Genomic DNA, 14,144 nt, shown 5'->3' on the forward strand with positions numbered 1-14,144 from the left:
GCGGCGCATTCGAAGTTGATCCCGTATTGATTTAGGTCAACGGCAAGACGCGGCACGTCACGTCACGTTAGGTTTGATCGTCCTCCTACCAGCAGAGAACAGCATGAAAAGAAATGCCAAGCTTCTCGGATTGATCGTGACTGCGGCGCTCTTAACCGCAGCTCCGTTGTCGCCTCACTACTCGCCGGCGAAAGTGGTGTCTGTATCCCTTGATCGTGCTGAAGCGAGAGTTGGGCGACCACTCACGCCGATGAGCGTAGCAGGCGTCAATCGCAGAGTGCATCGCCGAGCCTACTACGGTGCGGCAGCGGTGGGAGCCGGTGCTTACGGGGCATATCGCTATAACAGGGCCTGTGGGTATTCACCGTATCCACCCTGCTATTGACGCTCATCGCTTGGTACTCGAATTCGATCTGCGGCCGGGAACGGTGATGATCAAAGCGACTTTGGGCAACCCGAGGTTCTTTCGCCGAAGTGGACCATTTTCACTTGCAGTTGTTGCGAGTACAGCACGCGGCGTTGCAGATGAAGTCGAGCTGCTCCTGGAAGGAGTGGCCCCTCTTCAGACGGCTGGCCCGAAGGAAGTGAGCTTTCTAGACAATCGACGTTACGCTTCCGCACTGGATCAGACGTTGGCTGGTGCTGTCATCGTGCATCCTGATATGGCTGCGCGAGTGCCATCGAAAGCGGTGACGATCGTAACGAATGAACCATACGCTGCCTGGGCACGCGTTGCGGCACTGTTCCATCCGGTGCCTCCGCCGTCTCCAGGTATTCACCCGTCTGCATTTGTTGCGGACGGAGCGGTCGTCGATCCGTCGGCGGAGGTCGGACCGCTTTCTGTGATTGAGACCGGAGCAGAAATAGGACCTGGCTGTCGGATCGGACCTTGCGCAGTTATCGGCGGCGGGGTGATTGTTGGTCGAGATTGCCGGATTGGCGCACATGTGAGTCTGAGCTACGCGCTCCTTGGAGCGCGCGTCTACGTCTATCCAGGCGCTCGGATCGGACAGGAAGGGTTTGGATTTGCCTCGACCAAGGATGGATTTCTCTCCGTCCCCCAGCTTGGGCGAGTCATTATTGAAGACGACGTCGAAGTCGGTGCCAATACGACGATTGATCGAGGATCATCGCAAGACACGCTGATTGGCGCCGGCTCACGTCTCGATAACCTTGTGCAGATCGGTCACAATGTTGTCCTCGGCCGCTGTTGCGTCATCGTCGCACAGGTCGGTATTTCAGGTTCGACCGTGCTTGAGGACTTCGTCCGCGTGGGGGGGCAGGCGGGGCTGGCCGGGCATCTTCGGATCGGACGGGGCGCGGAGATCGGGGCGCAGGCGGGTCTGATGTCGGATCTGGATCCGGGTGCCAAAGTGCTTGGAAGCCCAGCCCAACCGAAAAAGGACTTCTTCCGGCAGATTGCCACGCTCATGAAGTTGGCAAAGAAGAAAGAATGACTCGTTCTACAAAAGCCCGGGCCGCGTGGTTCTTTCGGGCAAGTTGGCACAGACTTGCGGCGACTGCAAAGGACGTACCGCGTGTATCCATTGTCCACTTTGCTGCGACGTTTCATCCGTCAGGGTACCTTGAGGGTCCGCGACGTCGACGGCAAGGTCCACGTTTTTGGCGAACGTCTGCCCGGGCCCGATGTCACCATCAGCCTCCGCGATCGCAAGCTCTACGCCAAGCTGTTCATCAATCCGGAGCTATACGCTGCAGAAGCCTATATGGACGGCACGCTGACGCTGGAGGACGGTGCAGCAATTCATGATTTTCTGTTTCTGTTCTCGGTCAACCGCGCCGGGCTTTATTCTTATGGCTCACAGAAGCTGATGCGGCGGGTGTGGCGCGGCCTGCGCCGCTGGCATCAGGCCAATCCAATCGGGCTTGCGGCCGCGCATGCCCGTCATCATTACGACATCTCGACCGAACTTTACCGTCTGTTCCTCGACGATCAGATGCAATATTCCTGCGCTTACTTTCGAGATACCGAGCATGAAACCCTGGAACAGGCGCAGCGCAACAAGCTGATCCACGCCACCAGCAAGCTCCAATTGAACCCTGGCATGACCGTCGCAGAGATCGGCTCTGGCTGGGGCGGTTTTGCCATTCATCTGGCGCGCGAAACCGGCGCCCATGTCACCGCGGTCAATGTTTCGCCCGAGCAAATCAAGGCAGCGCGCATTCACGCCGAGGCCGCAGGCGTTTCCGATCGTGTCGTGTTTCGCGAACTGGACTACCGCCAACTCACCGGACAGTTTGACCGGGTGGTTTCGGTCGGCATGATGGAGCATGTCGGCATCGGGCATTTTGACGAGTATTTCCTCAAAATCCGCGAGCTTCTGACGCCTGACGGCTATGCCTTCATCCACTGCATCGGCCGGATGTCGCAGCCTGGCACCACCGGTCCCTTCATCCGCAAGTACATCTTTCCTGGCGCCTATGTGCCAGCGCTATCCGAGACGTTCGCCGCAACAGAGCGCTGCGGTCTGTGGTGCGACGACATGGAAGTGCTGCGGCTGCACTATCGTTACACAGTGAAACACTGGCGCGAGCGCTTCGCCAAAAATCGGGCCCGGGCTGCTGCGATCTATGACGAGCGGTTCTGCCGGATGTGGGAATTCTATCTTGCCGCCGTCGAACTCGAATTCTTGCATGGCTCTCACATGGTGTTTCAATTGCTGCTGTCGACCAAACGTGACGCGGTGCCGATCAGACGCGATTTTATGCTCGACGGTGAGAGGGCGGCCTGGGCGCTGCCAGCCAACTGAACGATGCGGGCCCGACATTTGTTGCGGTGCACGAGTCTGCAAATGGCCCCAATGCGAAGTGCGGGCCAGCTCCGAGATTGTCGGCTCATCGGGCTAGACCGGAAGCGGGTGGCCGCACCTCCCGACGCCGCTGTTGACCCGGAGCGGAAGTCGGATTTGCACTGCTTCGCCACAGCACCGAACTCTCCCTCTCGCGAGACAGGTCAGTGCTACTGAGCAATCATTGGCGGCCGACACTGATGTAGATCAAGCGGAGGCGACCAAGCCGGTTGATCCTTGCCACGGGCAGAATTCCTGCAAGGAGGATCCGATGATTTCTCGGCGCAAGGTTCTTTCTTCTCTCGGATTGGCGACCGCGTTTGGCTTCATAGCTCTACCTGCGATGATGGTGTCGGACGCGGAAGCCCAAACCGCCGGCATGGAGCGACGTCAAGACCGGCGTGAAGGCCGGCGCGATCGTCGGGAAGACCGACGCGATGCACGGCAGGAGCGACGTGATGTGCGGCGTGGCACCACCACGACGGGAAGCACCGGGAGCACCACCGGTACAACTGGTGCAGCTACGAAGTAAATCACCGGCACTGCCGGACACGTGGCCGGAGTAGCGCGGCGGACGACGAGGTGCGCCGTTCGCCGCCATTGCTGACGGCGAGGCAGACAGCCTGCGCGTAACCCTCTGTCGGCAAGCGATCTGACCGATTGTCGGCTTCAAGAAAGGAGCGATGAGATGAGCATCCTTTGGACAATTATCATTGGCTTTATCGTTGGGATAATTGCCAAGCTTATTATGCCTGGCGACAAGACTGAGCCGAAGGGCTTCATTCTAACAACCATTTTGGGAATCGTAGGCGCGTTCGTTGCGACTTACCTCGGCCAGGCTGTCGGATGGTATACGCCCGGAGAATCTGCGGGCTTTGTCGGTGGCGTGGTCGGCGCAATAATCGTCCTCTTTGTCTATGGCTTTTTTGCAGGTCGCCAGGGACGCGCTGCCTGACGGAAGGCCTCAGTCGGCCCAAAGATCGGCGCGTAGGTAGGCCTGCCACACTGCTCGCGCATCGAGGGAGGTCGGCTTAGGCCCTTCGCGTCATTTCACTGCGAAGCGGACCTTCTGCCGAAGCAGCGAAGCCGCGACAGATTCCGACGCAAAGCGTTTGCCCGCGCGAAACTTAAGGAAGGCCTGCCATGCTCGCTAGCCTGATCTATCTGATCATCTACGTCGTCGTAATCGGCCTCGTGATTTGGCTCTTGCGCTTCCTAATCGACATCAACCCGCTCGGCGAGCCGTTTCGACGCGTCGCCAACATCGCAGTAGTGGTGATCGGTGTACTGATCATCATCATGTTGCTCTTGAACTTTGTGGGCAACCACCTCATGGCGCTTGGTCTTGCAGGCGATTAGTCCGGCACGCCGCGACCCACGCTAATATTGCTGGCAGATCCAATTTCCGTAGGCGTCTTGGTAGCAGCCCCTATTGCCGTAGTAGCCGTAGCTGTTGTTGTAGTAGCCGTAAGCGGCGGCACCGGCCGCTGCGGCTCCCACTGCTGCGGCACCGACCGCCGCTCCGCGATAAGGATAATACCCGCCACGATACGCCGCGCCTCGATACGCCGCGCCGCGATAGGCCGCCCCGCGATATGCAGCCCCACGATAGGCCCCCCCGCGGTAGGCCACGCCACGGCCCGCAACGCCAACAGCACCGCCTCGGACACCTGCCGCGTGGACCCCTCCGCCAGCACGGGCGCCGCCACCACGGTAAGCCAGCGCGTCATCGGGAATAAAGGCCATGCCCACAAGGAGGGTGGCCGCGAAACCTGTGAGTGCATTACGCAACATTGGTGTTCTCCTTCCCTGACAATTGCAGATGGCGAACAGCGAGGCGCCACCATCAACGAGGTCAACTCTGCTCGGCAACGCCCTCGCCCGACGAAGACGCGAATGGCCCCGGGGGAGTTGCGGGAGTGTAAGACCGGGTCGTTTGCGCTGATCGGGTGAGATGCTGCGTCATGCGCCGCCTATTCCAGACCTGCAATTGTCCTAGGGTGCAATGATCCGTCAGCAACTATGTCCGAGTTGGGCGAAGGTCTTGTTGGTGACTGCGCAATAATGCCCGTCCATCAGGGCCGAAGCAGTAGTTTGAATGATCGGGCGCATCAAAATGCATCTCGGTCGCGGCAACGGCCCTTCAAATTTTCGAAGTCGCGCTGGCCAATCGCTCAGCACCGCAAGTCAGTACTTGCCCTCACCACGCGTCGTCAGCACATCAGGTCATCCAATGTCGCCTTATGGCCCGAAGGCGAAGTCGTTGGATGTCCGTTTTTCTGCCGCTGTCAGGGGGCAAGCCGACATCAAGTGGGTATTCCAAGCAACCGATTCTATGAGTACGCGCCCTAGAGCATGATCCGGTAAAGCGTGAAGCGGTTTTCCCTCGCGACAAACGCGGAACGCGTTTGCGCGGAGATCATGCTCAAACAAGGACCTATTGCGCAATGACGGTCCATCCAAATCTCATCGCGCTTTAGGAATGCGCCAATCTGACCCGCCTTTCGCGGATGGCAGAGATTGGGCGATGCGATTACCCTTCCAAGAAGATTACAGGGAGGGAAGTCATGTCAGCGACCATCAATCGCCGCCGCTTCATCGCCACCGCGGCGAGCGCGGGTACGATGCCGTTCCTCCCGCGCAGCGCCTCGGCGCAGGGCGCTTGGCCAACGCGAAACATCCGCATGATCTGCAGCTATCCGGCGGGCGGGCAGACCGACCTGCTCGCGCGCGCCTTCGGCGAATTCATCGCCAAGCAGGTCGGCAAGACCGTCGTGATCGAGAACAAGGCAGGCGCCTCGGGCGCGATCGGCGCACAGGAGGTCGCACGCGCGGAGCCGGACGGTCACACCATTCTGTGCTCGATCTTGACGACCTACATCATGAACCGCGTGACCATCAAGAATCCCGGCTACGACATGGACAGGGATTTGACGCTGGTCAGCGTCATCCCGGGCGCAGGCCTGCCGCTGATCGCGAGCCCGAAGACGGGCGTCAAGACGCTGGAGGACTTTGTCGCCTTCGCGCGCAAGAACGGCAAGGTCAATTTCGGCACCTATAGCGCGGGCTCGGCCCCGCACATGACCATCAACGAGCTCAACAAGCAGTACGGTCTCACCATCGAGCCGGTCCATTACCGCGGCGAGGCGCCGATGTGGACCGGCCTAATGGAGGGCACGCTCGATGTCGCGATGGGCAGCTACACGGCAGCCCAACCCGTCCTGCAAAGCGATCGCGGCGTCGTCTTCGCCGTACATTCGAAGAAGGTCGACGCGATCCCGGCCATCAAGACCCTGCCCGAGCAGGGTGCGACCGCAAAGTTCTTCACCGTGAGCGGCTTCACCGGCTGGGCGCTGCCGAAGGCGACGCCGCAGCCGATCGTCGATCGGCCGGCCGGGCTGTGTGTCGCCGCCAATAATGATCCGAAGGTGAAGGAGGTACTTGCGACCTTCGTGCTGGAGCCGGCGCTCGGCTTCAAGGACACCAACGCGCTGTACCAGCGCGAGCTGCCGGTGTGGCTCGAGGCGGCGCAGTCGCTCGGGCTGGAGCCGGCGTAGTCTGGAGGACGGGCGTGGCGCGACAGGCGCGTCGCGTGCTCGGTGGGCGCAGCGCGGACCGGCAAATCCGCTGCAGAAAATCTTGCGCGCGCAGCGTACGCTGCCGCAAACGGTATCATGATGCTTTGACCGCCGATGTGCTGGCAGAGCCTCTGGTCGCGACTCCGTGACTGTTTACCGGTCGCGGGAATCCTGCCTATTAGACCGCGTGCGGGATGGTCCGTGCATTGAAAGCAACTGAGGTCGCGAGCGTGCCTATCAATATCGATCAAGGCGAGGAACACGATGACATCATGTATCCGCAGGTCCTTCCGTTTCTGTTAGTCCACGCAGGGTGCGTCGCGGCGATCTGGTCGGGCGTCTCCTGGCAAGCGATTGCGATTTGCGTCGCCCTGTATGGGTTGCGCATGTTTGCGATCGGTGCCGGGTATCATCGGTACTTCTCGCATCGGGCCTACGCGACGAGCCGGGTGTTTCAATTCATCCTTGCATTCCTCGCCCAAAGCAGCGCTCAAAAAAGCGTGCTCTGGTGGGCTGCGAAGCATCGGCATCACCATTTGCATTCGGATACCGAGGACGACGTGCATTCGCCGCGGCACAAGGGCTTCGTGTACAGCCATGTCGGCTGGATCTTCTATCGACGGCACGATGCAACCGATCTCGTGAAAGTGTCGGATTTCGCGTCGTATCCCGAGCTGATGTGGCTGCACAAATTCGAGCTTTTGCCGGCGGTCGTGACCGCGGGTCTCTGCTTTCTCATCGCCGGATGGTCAGGGCTCGTGGTCGGATTCCTCTGGAGCACCGTGCTGCTGTATCACGCAACCTTCTGCATCAATTCCCTCGCACATGTTCACGGACGCAAGCGGTATGTTACGGGTGATGACTCCCGCAACAATTGGCTGCTGGCTCTGTTGACGATGGGTGAGGGCTGGCACAACAATCATCACGCCCACCAAAGCAGCGCCCGGCAAGGCTTCTACTGGTGGGAGATTGACGTGACCTACTACGTTCTGCTGACCTTGTCCTGGCTCGGGATTGTCTGGGATTTGAAGAGGCCGCCCGAGCAGGTTCTGCGCAATGAGCACCGGCTGGCATCGCGCGTGGTGAAGCGAACGGCTGAGCAGCTTGCTGGTCGCTTCAATCCCGAATACATCGCGCAGGCGATCAGATCGTCAGTCCATGAGACCGGATTGTCGGTGCGCGACGCGCTTTTTCTGTTGCAGCATCTGCCCAGCATGCCGACCCGTGACCGGTTACTGGCTGAAGCCCAGCGCATGTTCGCCAAGACGATATCTTTGGACGACATCGTCGACCGTGCACATGAACTTCTGGTCGAATCGGTAAGCGTGCTGTTGGCGGTTCCGGCTCCTGTGGCCGAGGCAATTCCGATACCCTTGGCGAACGGTGGCATTCGCCCGGGGCATCCCCATCGGGATTAGATGACCAACTGGCGGTGCTGGTTCAACAATTCGAATCTGAGGCGGCAATGTCGCTCGGTTCGACCTCAGCACTGCCGGCTGGGTTTGGGCCTGCACGAACCGTCACAACGTCGACCGCGGCCCGATGATGGCATAATGCCACCGATTTGCCCGACGTGTCAAGTGATTTTCGGAAAATGCGCAGGGTCCATGCCGCAGCCGTCAGCTAATGGGCGCCCGCCAGCCACACGCCGGTGACCTTGCCGCCCTTGGTGCGGACGCGCCGGACCGGCTCGCCGTGGCTTGAGTAGCCCGCCGCGGAGACGATGTTGCCGGTGTCGCGGCCGGTGACCTCGATCTCGGCGGCATCCATGAAGGGATTGTTGAACTGCGGATTGGCGACCAGCACGCGGTCGCCCATCGGCACGAGGTCGCTCGCACCCCAGATCGTCCACCAGCGGCCGGTCCAGTCGCGCACGCGCCTGTTCGCCGCGCCGCGCGTCTTGAAGGCACGCAGGATCTGGAGCACGCCGTCCATCCAGAACGGCGCACCGCCGTCGATCGAATTCGAGAGGATGGAGATCGAAAGCTCACAGGCGGGAATCGAACAGGTCCGCGAGAGGTAGCCTTGAAAACCGCCGCCATGGCCGAACCAGTCCCAGCCGTCGGTCTTGCCGGCGTTGACGCCGAGGCCGTAATAGCCCTCGAGACTTTGCGGGACGCGCCAATGGTGGCGCGTCATTTCGCGGCGGCTCGCGACTGAGAGCACGCTGCGCTTGGCGTTGGGCGCAAGCTGGCCGAAGAAGCGCGCGGTGTCGGCGGCGGTCGCGACGAAGCCGGCCGCCGACGTGATCGCATACGTGTCGTTGTCGCCGGGGATCACGCAGCGCTCGCCGAACGGCAGTTTTCGCGTGTGACCGCGGGCAAACGCGGCGCCCTTGGGAAGCGGCACATTCGGCTCGGTCTCGCGCAAGCCAGCGGGTGCAATGATCTCGCGCTTGATCCAGACCGGGTAGGGTTCTTTCGTGATGGCCTCGATGACGAGTCCGATCAGGCCAAAGCCGTGATTGGAATATTTGAAGCGCGTGCCGGGGTCGATCGCGGTCGGCGCCCGCAGCTCGGCCATCAGCTCCTTCGCGTTCAGATAAGGGCGGGTGTCGATGAACTGGCCTGAATCGGCGCCGTCGCGCATCAGGCCGGCGGTATGCGAGAGCACCTGTGCGATCGTCGTTTCGGCGACGCGGGGATGAAGACCCCTGACATGCTCGCCGACGGGATCGTCGAGCCTGAGCTTGCGCTGCTCGCGCAGCTTCATGATGCCGGCCGAGGTAAAGCTCTTGGAATGCGAGGCAATGCGGAAGCGGTGGCGCGGCGTGAGCTTCTCGCCGGTCTTGAGATTTGCGAACCCGAATGCGTGCTCGGCGACGATCTCGCCGCGATGAGCGATCGCGATGATGCAGCCGGGTTGTTGGGCGAGGGTGACCTGATATTCGAGCCATTCGCCGATATAGGCGATCGCGGGGCGGAGCCAGGCGTCCATTGCTTGACCGGAAAATGAGGGAGGATCTCGTCCCGGGAAGGCTAGCCGACAAAGCAGAACCGGCGCAACCCTTGCGGGTCGCGCCGGCTCGAAAGCGTGGTTGCTATGATCTTAGTAGACCAGCGTCGCGCCGGTCGGCTTGTCGAGCGCCGCGGCGAGTGAGCGATATTCGTCGCTTGTCGTGCCGGCGAGGGAGGCGATCTTGTCGAGGTGATATTTGGCCTGCTCGCGGTTGCCCTGTTCGAGCTGCCAGAGCCCATAATACTGCCAGGTGCGAACGTGGTTCGGATCGTCCTGCAGCGCCAGCTCGTAATAGACCTTCGACTGCTTGTAGTCGCCGAGCTTGCGATAGGAGTAGCCGATCAGATTGGCGACGTCGGCGACGTCGTCGCGCTTCAGCGACTTCAACTGGTCGATCGCGTTCGTGTAGTCGTTGCGGTCGTAGATCGCAGTGTAGGCGGTCCGATAGGCAGCGAGGAATTTGGGATCGCTGACGGAAGAGCTCTTCTTCTTTTTCTTGGACGAGGTGTCCGACTTCGGCGCGGAGGGCTCGTCGCTGCCCGCAGCATAAGCGCTCGTCAGCACGGGCGCTGTGGCCAGCGCCATCGAGACAAGTCCCGGTACCAGAAGCATAGAAAGTTTGCGCATTGATCTCTCCCGAATGGAATGAGGCGATCCTACACGATTGCCTCACGTTCGGAACACCCGGACGGCAAAAACATTCCCGGGTCGGTTGTGGATTCCCCCGTGGGGGAAGATGACAAAGATGTCATGCAGATGAACGGAAGCCGAAAAGGCGCTTCAGAATGGGTTCAGCGCGCCCCGCCTAACGTCTCCTCCATGATCAGGGGTCGGCGAGGGCGCCGCCTCAGATCCCTTGAGAGGAGACCAACCATGTTGAAGACCTTGTCAGCAGCTTTCCTTGCCGCTTCCGTGATCGCAGCCCCCGCCTTCGCCGCAGAATCGGCGAAGACCACGACAACCGCGCCGGTGATCAAGGCGGACCAGACGCAGAGCAAGGCGTCGACCACCACGGCCGTGAAGCCCGACGTCAAGCCATCAGCCAAATCCGACGTCAAGACGGACGGCAAGGCCGACGTGAAGTCCGATGCCAAGACTGACGTCAAGTCGGACAAGAAGGCCGATGCGACCGCGAAGGCGATGAATGCCAACGCTGCCGTGATCCCGTCCGAGCACCACAAGTCGGTGCGCAAGCATCGCCATCACCACAAGGTGATCTCGGCCAAGACGACTGACAAGACGACTGGGAAGAAGGCGGTGCAGCCCGACCTGACCAAGCCGGCCGTGCCGGCGACGACCGAGAAGCGCAGCTAAATCTGATCCGGCGAGGCGGCAATCTCGCATTGCCCCCGCCCGCCTCGCGGGACCTCAGAGCCGGCCCGACCGTCATGGCGATTGCGGAAACGCAAAGCGCCATGACGGCGGGCCGGTGCGTTTGCTAGAACGATTGCCTGCGTATGACGTGGCGAGGGGAATGGACGTTTGAGGAGACTGGCACAACGGGTGGGCGTCCTGGCGCTGCCATTGATGCTCGCGGCCTGCTTCGGCAGCGACGGCGGCGGATCGTCGATGATGGGCGATGCCGGCGCTAACGCCCCGCAGCCCTTTCCCGACAATTACCGCACCGAGGCCTTGGCCTATATGCGCACCTATCTGAACAATCCGGTCGGGGTGCGCGACGCAGGGATGGCCGACCCGGTGCTGCGCACCGTCGGTGGCCGGCCGTTCTACGTGGCCTGCCTGCGCTTCACCCCGCGCGAAAGCGACGGCAGCTACCGGGGGCCGCGCGAGCGTGCCATCGTCTACGTCAACGGCCGGCTCGACCGCATCCTCGAGCGCAGCCCCGATACCTGCGTCGGTGCGGTTTACGCACCCTTTCCGGAACTGGAAAAGATGAGCCGGTAGCGCAAAGCCGGCCTTCATTCGTCGGTGGTAGGACAGGGGCGGCCTGAAGCCGAAGATCACATTTCGGGGAGCTTTGAACGGGACCACCTCGGCGACCGACAGATCGGTACGGCAGTGTGCGCGTGAGCGAACAAATCTGTCGTCCGGCGAGGTCGTCAGGGAACAAAAAGCCGCCGTTGCGGCCCCGTCACAGTAACGGACGATCAACGTTCCGGCATTGTCAACAAGCAACCAAAATCAGGCCACGTTGTTTTCTGAGGGTGAATTCGTAATAACGGGGATGATCGATGAAGAAATTCTTGCTCGGCGCAGCCGCATTACTTGCGCTGGCCGCGCCTGCCGCCGCAGCCGACATTCCGCCGCGCCCCTATACCAAGGCTCCGGCCTATACCCCGCCGCAGGTGGTCTATAACTGGACCGGTTTCTACATTGGCGGCCATGTCGGCGGTGCGTTTGCCGGCGACAACACCTTCCAGTCGAGCGACGCCCGCTTCCTCGGCGGCGTGCAGGGCGGCTTCGACTACCAGTTCGCGCCCAACTGGGTAATGGGTCTTGAGGCCCAGTATTCCTGGCTTCCGACCAACAATAACGGCGTCCTGTTTCCGGGCGGCACGCTCGTGACCTCCAACACCGACCAGCTCGGTTCGGTCACCGGCCGCATCGGCTACACCTGGGGTCCGGCGCTGGTCTATGCAAAGGGCGGCTACGCTTGGCGGAATAGCGACTTTGGCGTCAGCGTTGCCGGCGTGCCGACGGCCTTCACCACCACGGGCAACAACAAGGACGGCTATACCGTGGGCGGCGGCCTCGAATACCTCTTCGCGCCGAACTGGTCGGCCAAGGCCGAGTACCAGTACTACAATTTCGGCAGCACCACCGTTACCGCTGGCCCTGCCGACGTCCTCGGCGCGCGCGGCCGCAACGACGAGCACACCGTCAAGCTCGGCGTGAACTACCGCTTCGGCTGGGGCGGTCCGACCGCCTCGCGCTACTGACACCGAGGTCGATTGATCCAAGACATGACAAAGGCCGGCTCTGCCGGCCTTTGTTTTGCGCGTTTCTCATCGGCGTCATGTGCGCGCGGTAAAGCAAAAATAATTTTTGGCCCTTAGGGAACACGCGCGCCGGAACGCGTTATTATGGGTTGCCGGGCTGTGGGATGACGAACATGCGTATCTTGGCGTCGGTGCTTATCTCCTCTTCGGTCCTCTTCGCCCTGCCGTGTGCGGCACAGACGATCCTCAAATCCGAACCGCTGATGCTGGCCCCCTACGAAGTCGCCTTGGTTCGGGATTATTCCTGCGGCCCCGGCAAGGTGATGAAGGTGACCGGCGCGATCCGCGGCCTGCATCGGCGCAAGGCCTGCGTCCTCTTGCCGGGCGAGCAGGCATCGCTCGCGACCGCGACGCCCTGACGCTACCCCTCAGCTATTGAATTCGAGCTCGTGGCGGGATTCCCGCTCCGCGTCCGCCTTGTTGCGCACCGGATCCTCGCCTGGTTCGGCCGGGCAGGGCTTGATCTCGTAGTCATTGTCCAGGATTCGGCGCGGACCCGCGCCGTCCTCGTCCGGGGCGATGTCGACCACCAGGCCGCTCTTCTGCGCTAGCGTCCACACGTCGGCCTCGCTTGGGTAAGTTTTGCTGATCTGGGCATCGTTGCAAAATAGCGCGTAGGGCATCGATTCCGCTCCGAAAGCCGCCTTTGAAGAACCATCCTTAACGTCCGGGAATGCCTGGAGGTTTCAGGCGCGACAGCACCGAATCCTCTAGATCACGGGCCTGTGAACGGGGCCGAAAGGGGTTTTGAGTCGTAAACGAGTCCTGAATCCCAAAAAAAAGAATCCCTGGGACTCTCTGGCCGGAATCAGCGGATGTTTCTGGCCATGACGACCGACCTGAAAACCTCCTGCGGGCACATGCTCCTGCCGCTCACGCTGGCGCTGGTCGGGGCCTGTGCGGCCAATCTGGTTCTTGTCTGGTCCTGGCTGTAATTGCCGTCCAGCCCCGGTCATCGGCACCATCGATGAATAAGCAAAGGGCCCTGGGAAAGTCCCAGGGCCCCCGTGGCGCGTCGAGGTGGCGAACGGTGCTCGCCGTCAATATCTGGCGACGAGCGGGGCGCCCATGCCAAAGCGGTAGTTCACGCCGAGCATGAAGGTTTGCATGCTCTGCTTGATCTCGAACGGAAGCGTCGCGGCGGCGCCCCCGATGCAGGCGGCGCAACTGATCAGGACACCATTCCGCCCGAAGTCGAAATAATTGTATTCGGCCTTCAACGAGACGTTCGGCAGCAAGGCATATTCGAGACCGCCACCCACGACGAACCCCGCGATATTCTGCGTTCCGTTCATTGGTATGGTCGTGCCCAAAAAGTCGGTCTGGGTGAAGTTTTGGTCGAAGTGGGCGAATGCGGCGCCGCCCTTGGCGTAGAGCAGGACGCGATCGAAGGCGTAGCCGACGCGGGCGGTTGCGGTGGCAAAGCGATCGAGCTTTGAGGTCAGAAGGAAGCCGACGCCACCAACACCAGCGGGGACCGTCGCCGTCGTGTCCTTCATGTCGGCCCAGTCGAACTGACCTTCGATGCCGACCACGAGGGAGCCAACCTGATAGTCGCAGCCGGCCTGAACGCCGGCGAACCAGCCACTGTTGTGGACGGAATTGAACTCTATTCCCTGCAAGGGTTGCCATTCGTTCAGCCCGCGGCCGCCGCCGCCATTACCGCCGACATAGCATCCGGTCCAGGAGTAGGCGGGGGCAGCGGCAGGTGCCGCCTTGTAGGGAAGCGGCACGTCCGCCGCCAGGGCAGGTGCGAGCACGGCAGGTGTAAGGGTGGAAATCGCGAGCGCGATCACGCCCGAAAGCAAAGTCTTGTTCATGAGTGAGGTCCTTAACGC

15 protein-coding genes are annotated in these 14,144 nt (G+C 61.4%); 10 read left to right on the top strand and 5 right to left on the bottom strand.

What is annotated here, in order from left to right:
* Positions 1 to 446 precede the first annotated feature (446 nt).
* The 4 genes from lpxD (at position 447) to KUF59_RS17655 (ending at position 4,169) form a co-directional block, all read left to right on the top strand.
* The gene (gene lpxD, locus KUF59_RS17640) at positions 447 to 1,457 is read left to right on the top strand and encodes a UDP-3-O-(3-hydroxymyristoyl)glucosamine N-acyltransferase (protein WP_212458581.1); all 1,011 of its coding nucleotides are present in this window, start codon (positions 447 to 449) and stop codon (positions 1,455 to 1,457) included.
* 270 nt (positions 1,458 to 1,727) lie between these two features.
* Positions 1,728 to 2,771, top strand: a complete 1,044-nt coding sequence (locus KUF59_RS17645) for a class I SAM-dependent methyltransferase (protein WP_408918099.1) — start codon at positions 1,728 to 1,730, stop codon at positions 2,769 to 2,771.
* A 727-nt stretch (positions 2,772 to 3,498) separates the two neighbouring features.
* Positions 3,499 to 3,765, top strand: a complete 267-nt coding sequence (locus tag KUF59_RS17650; protein ID WP_212458443.1) for a GlsB/YeaQ/YmgE family stress response membrane protein — start codon at positions 3,499 to 3,501, stop codon at positions 3,763 to 3,765.
* Between the two features lie 188 nt (positions 3,766 to 3,953).
* Positions 3,954 to 4,169, top strand: a complete 216-nt coding sequence (locus tag KUF59_RS17655) for a hypothetical protein (RefSeq protein ID WP_212458444.1) — start codon at positions 3,954 to 3,956, stop codon at positions 4,167 to 4,169.
* A 21-nt stretch (positions 4,170 to 4,190) separates the two neighbouring features.
* Here KUF59_RS17655 and KUF59_RS17660 read toward each other — a convergent pair whose 3' ends face one another.
* A complete protein-coding gene (locus KUF59_RS17660) occupies positions 4,191 to 4,442 on the bottom strand; it encodes a hypothetical protein (RefSeq protein ID WP_249140309.1) in 252 nt (83 codons plus the stop codon).
* Positions 4,443 to 5,377: 935 nt separating this feature from the next.
* Between KUF59_RS17660 and KUF59_RS17665 the strand changes: the two genes are divergently transcribed.
* Positions 5,378 to 6,367, top strand: coding sequence for a Bug family tripartite tricarboxylate transporter substrate binding protein (locus KUF59_RS17665; RefSeq protein ID WP_212458446.1), 990 nt, complete (start codon positions 5,378 to 5,380; stop codon positions 6,365 to 6,367).
* A gap of 293 nt (positions 6,368 to 6,660) precedes the next feature.
* A complete protein-coding gene (locus tag KUF59_RS17670) occupies positions 6,661 to 7,806 on the top strand; it encodes an acyl-CoA desaturase (protein WP_212458584.1) in 1,146 nt (381 codons plus the stop codon).
* A gap of 205 nt (positions 7,807 to 8,011) precedes the next feature.
* On the opposite strand, the gene KUF59_RS17675 is transcribed toward KUF59_RS17670, so the two are convergent.
* Both KUF59_RS17675 and KUF59_RS17680 read right to left on the bottom strand, forming a co-directional pair.
* On the bottom strand, positions 8,012 to 9,325 hold the full coding sequence (locus KUF59_RS17675; protein WP_258769740.1) for a serine hydrolase domain-containing protein: 1,314 nt from the start codon (positions 9,323 to 9,325) through the stop codon (positions 8,012 to 8,014).
* A gap of 111 nt (positions 9,326 to 9,436) precedes the next feature.
* Positions 9,437 to 9,973: a tetratricopeptide repeat protein gene (locus tag KUF59_RS17680; protein ID WP_212458448.1), complete on the bottom strand. Its 537-nt coding sequence runs from the start codon at positions 9,971 to 9,973 to the stop codon at positions 9,437 to 9,439.
* 246 nt (positions 9,974 to 10,219) lie between these two features.
* Here KUF59_RS17680 and KUF59_RS17685 point away from each other — a divergent pair, with 246 nt between their 5' ends.
* From KUF59_RS17685 to KUF59_RS17700, 4 genes are all read left to right on the top strand, one after another.
* On the top strand, positions 10,220 to 10,660 hold the full coding sequence (locus KUF59_RS17685; RefSeq protein ID WP_212458449.1) for a His-rich protein BRANT: 441 nt from the start codon (positions 10,220 to 10,222) through the stop codon (positions 10,658 to 10,660).
* 213 nt (positions 10,661 to 10,873) lie between these two features.
* Positions 10,874 to 11,251: a hypothetical protein gene (locus tag KUF59_RS17690; protein WP_212458586.1), complete on the top strand. Its 378-nt coding sequence runs from the start codon at positions 10,874 to 10,876 to the stop codon at positions 11,249 to 11,251.
* Between the two features lie 287 nt (positions 11,252 to 11,538).
* Positions 11,539 to 12,246, top strand: a complete 708-nt coding sequence (locus KUF59_RS17695; protein ID WP_212458450.1) for an outer membrane protein — start codon at positions 11,539 to 11,541, stop codon at positions 12,244 to 12,246.
* Positions 12,247 to 12,419: 173 nt separating this feature from the next.
* On the top strand, positions 12,420 to 12,665 hold the full coding sequence (locus KUF59_RS17700) for a hypothetical protein (protein WP_212458451.1): 246 nt from the start codon (positions 12,420 to 12,422) through the stop codon (positions 12,663 to 12,665).
* Positions 12,666 to 12,674: 9 nt separating this feature from the next.
* Here the strand turns inward: KUF59_RS17700 and KUF59_RS17705 are convergent, their stop codons facing one another.
* Both KUF59_RS17705 and KUF59_RS17710 read right to left on the bottom strand, forming a co-directional pair.
* Positions 12,675 to 12,929: a hypothetical protein gene (locus KUF59_RS17705; protein ID WP_212458452.1), complete on the bottom strand. Its 255-nt coding sequence runs from the start codon at positions 12,927 to 12,929 to the stop codon at positions 12,675 to 12,677.
* A 417-nt stretch (positions 12,930 to 13,346) separates the two neighbouring features.
* Positions 13,347 to 14,126 carry an outer membrane protein gene (locus KUF59_RS17710; protein ID WP_212458453.1) on the bottom strand — a complete coding sequence of 260 codons (780 nt, stop codon included), beginning with the start codon at positions 14,124 to 14,126 and terminating at the stop codon, positions 13,347 to 13,349.
* Between the last annotated feature and the right edge of the window lie 18 nt (positions 14,127 to 14,144).

This window comes from Bradyrhizobium arachidis (assembly GCF_024758505.1).
Classification (GTDB): domain Bacteria; phylum Pseudomonadota; class Alphaproteobacteria; order Rhizobiales; family Xanthobacteraceae; genus Bradyrhizobium; species Bradyrhizobium manausense_C.

Coding starts and splice junctions, on each gene's coding strand:
- KUF59_RS17675 (WP_258769740.1), bottom strand. CDS start 9,325: ATGGACGCCTGGCTCCGCCCCGCGATCGCCTATATCGGCGAATGGCTC.
- KUF59_RS17665 (WP_212458446.1), top strand. CDS start 5,378: ATGTCAGCGACCATCAATCGCCGCCGCTTCATCGCCACCGCGGCGAGC.
- KUF59_RS17655 (WP_212458444.1), top strand. CDS start 3,954: ATGCTCGCTAGCCTGATCTATCTGATCATCTACGTCGTCGTAATCGGC.
- KUF59_RS17685 (WP_212458449.1), top strand. CDS start 10,220: ATGTTGAAGACCTTGTCAGCAGCTTTCCTTGCCGCTTCCGTGATCGCA.
- KUF59_RS17670 (WP_212458584.1), top strand. CDS start 6,661: ATGTATCCGCAGGTCCTTCCGTTTCTGTTAGTCCACGCAGGGTGCGTC.
- KUF59_RS17710 (WP_212458453.1), bottom strand. CDS start 14,126: ATGAACAAGACTTTGCTTTCGGGCGTGATCGCGCTCGCGATTTCCACC.
- KUF59_RS17690 (WP_212458586.1), top strand. CDS start 10,874: ATGCTCGCGGCCTGCTTCGGCAGCGACGGCGGCGGATCGTCGATGATG.
- KUF59_RS17680 (WP_212458448.1), bottom strand. CDS start 9,973: ATGCGCAAACTTTCTATGCTTCTGGTACCGGGACTTGTCTCGATGGCG.
- KUF59_RS17700 (WP_212458451.1), top strand. CDS start 12,420: ATGCGTATCTTGGCGTCGGTGCTTATCTCCTCTTCGGTCCTCTTCGCC.
- KUF59_RS17695 (WP_212458450.1), top strand. CDS start 11,539: ATGAAGAAATTCTTGCTCGGCGCAGCCGCATTACTTGCGCTGGCCGCG.
- KUF59_RS17705 (WP_212458452.1), bottom strand. CDS start 12,929: ATGCCCTACGCGCTATTTTGCAACGATGCCCAGATCAGCAAAACTTAC.
- KUF59_RS17645 (WP_408918099.1), top strand. CDS start 1,728: ATGGACGGCACGCTGACGCTGGAGGACGGTGCAGCAATTCATGATTTT.
- KUF59_RS17650 (WP_212458443.1), top strand. CDS start 3,499: ATGAGCATCCTTTGGACAATTATCATTGGCTTTATCGTTGGGATAATT.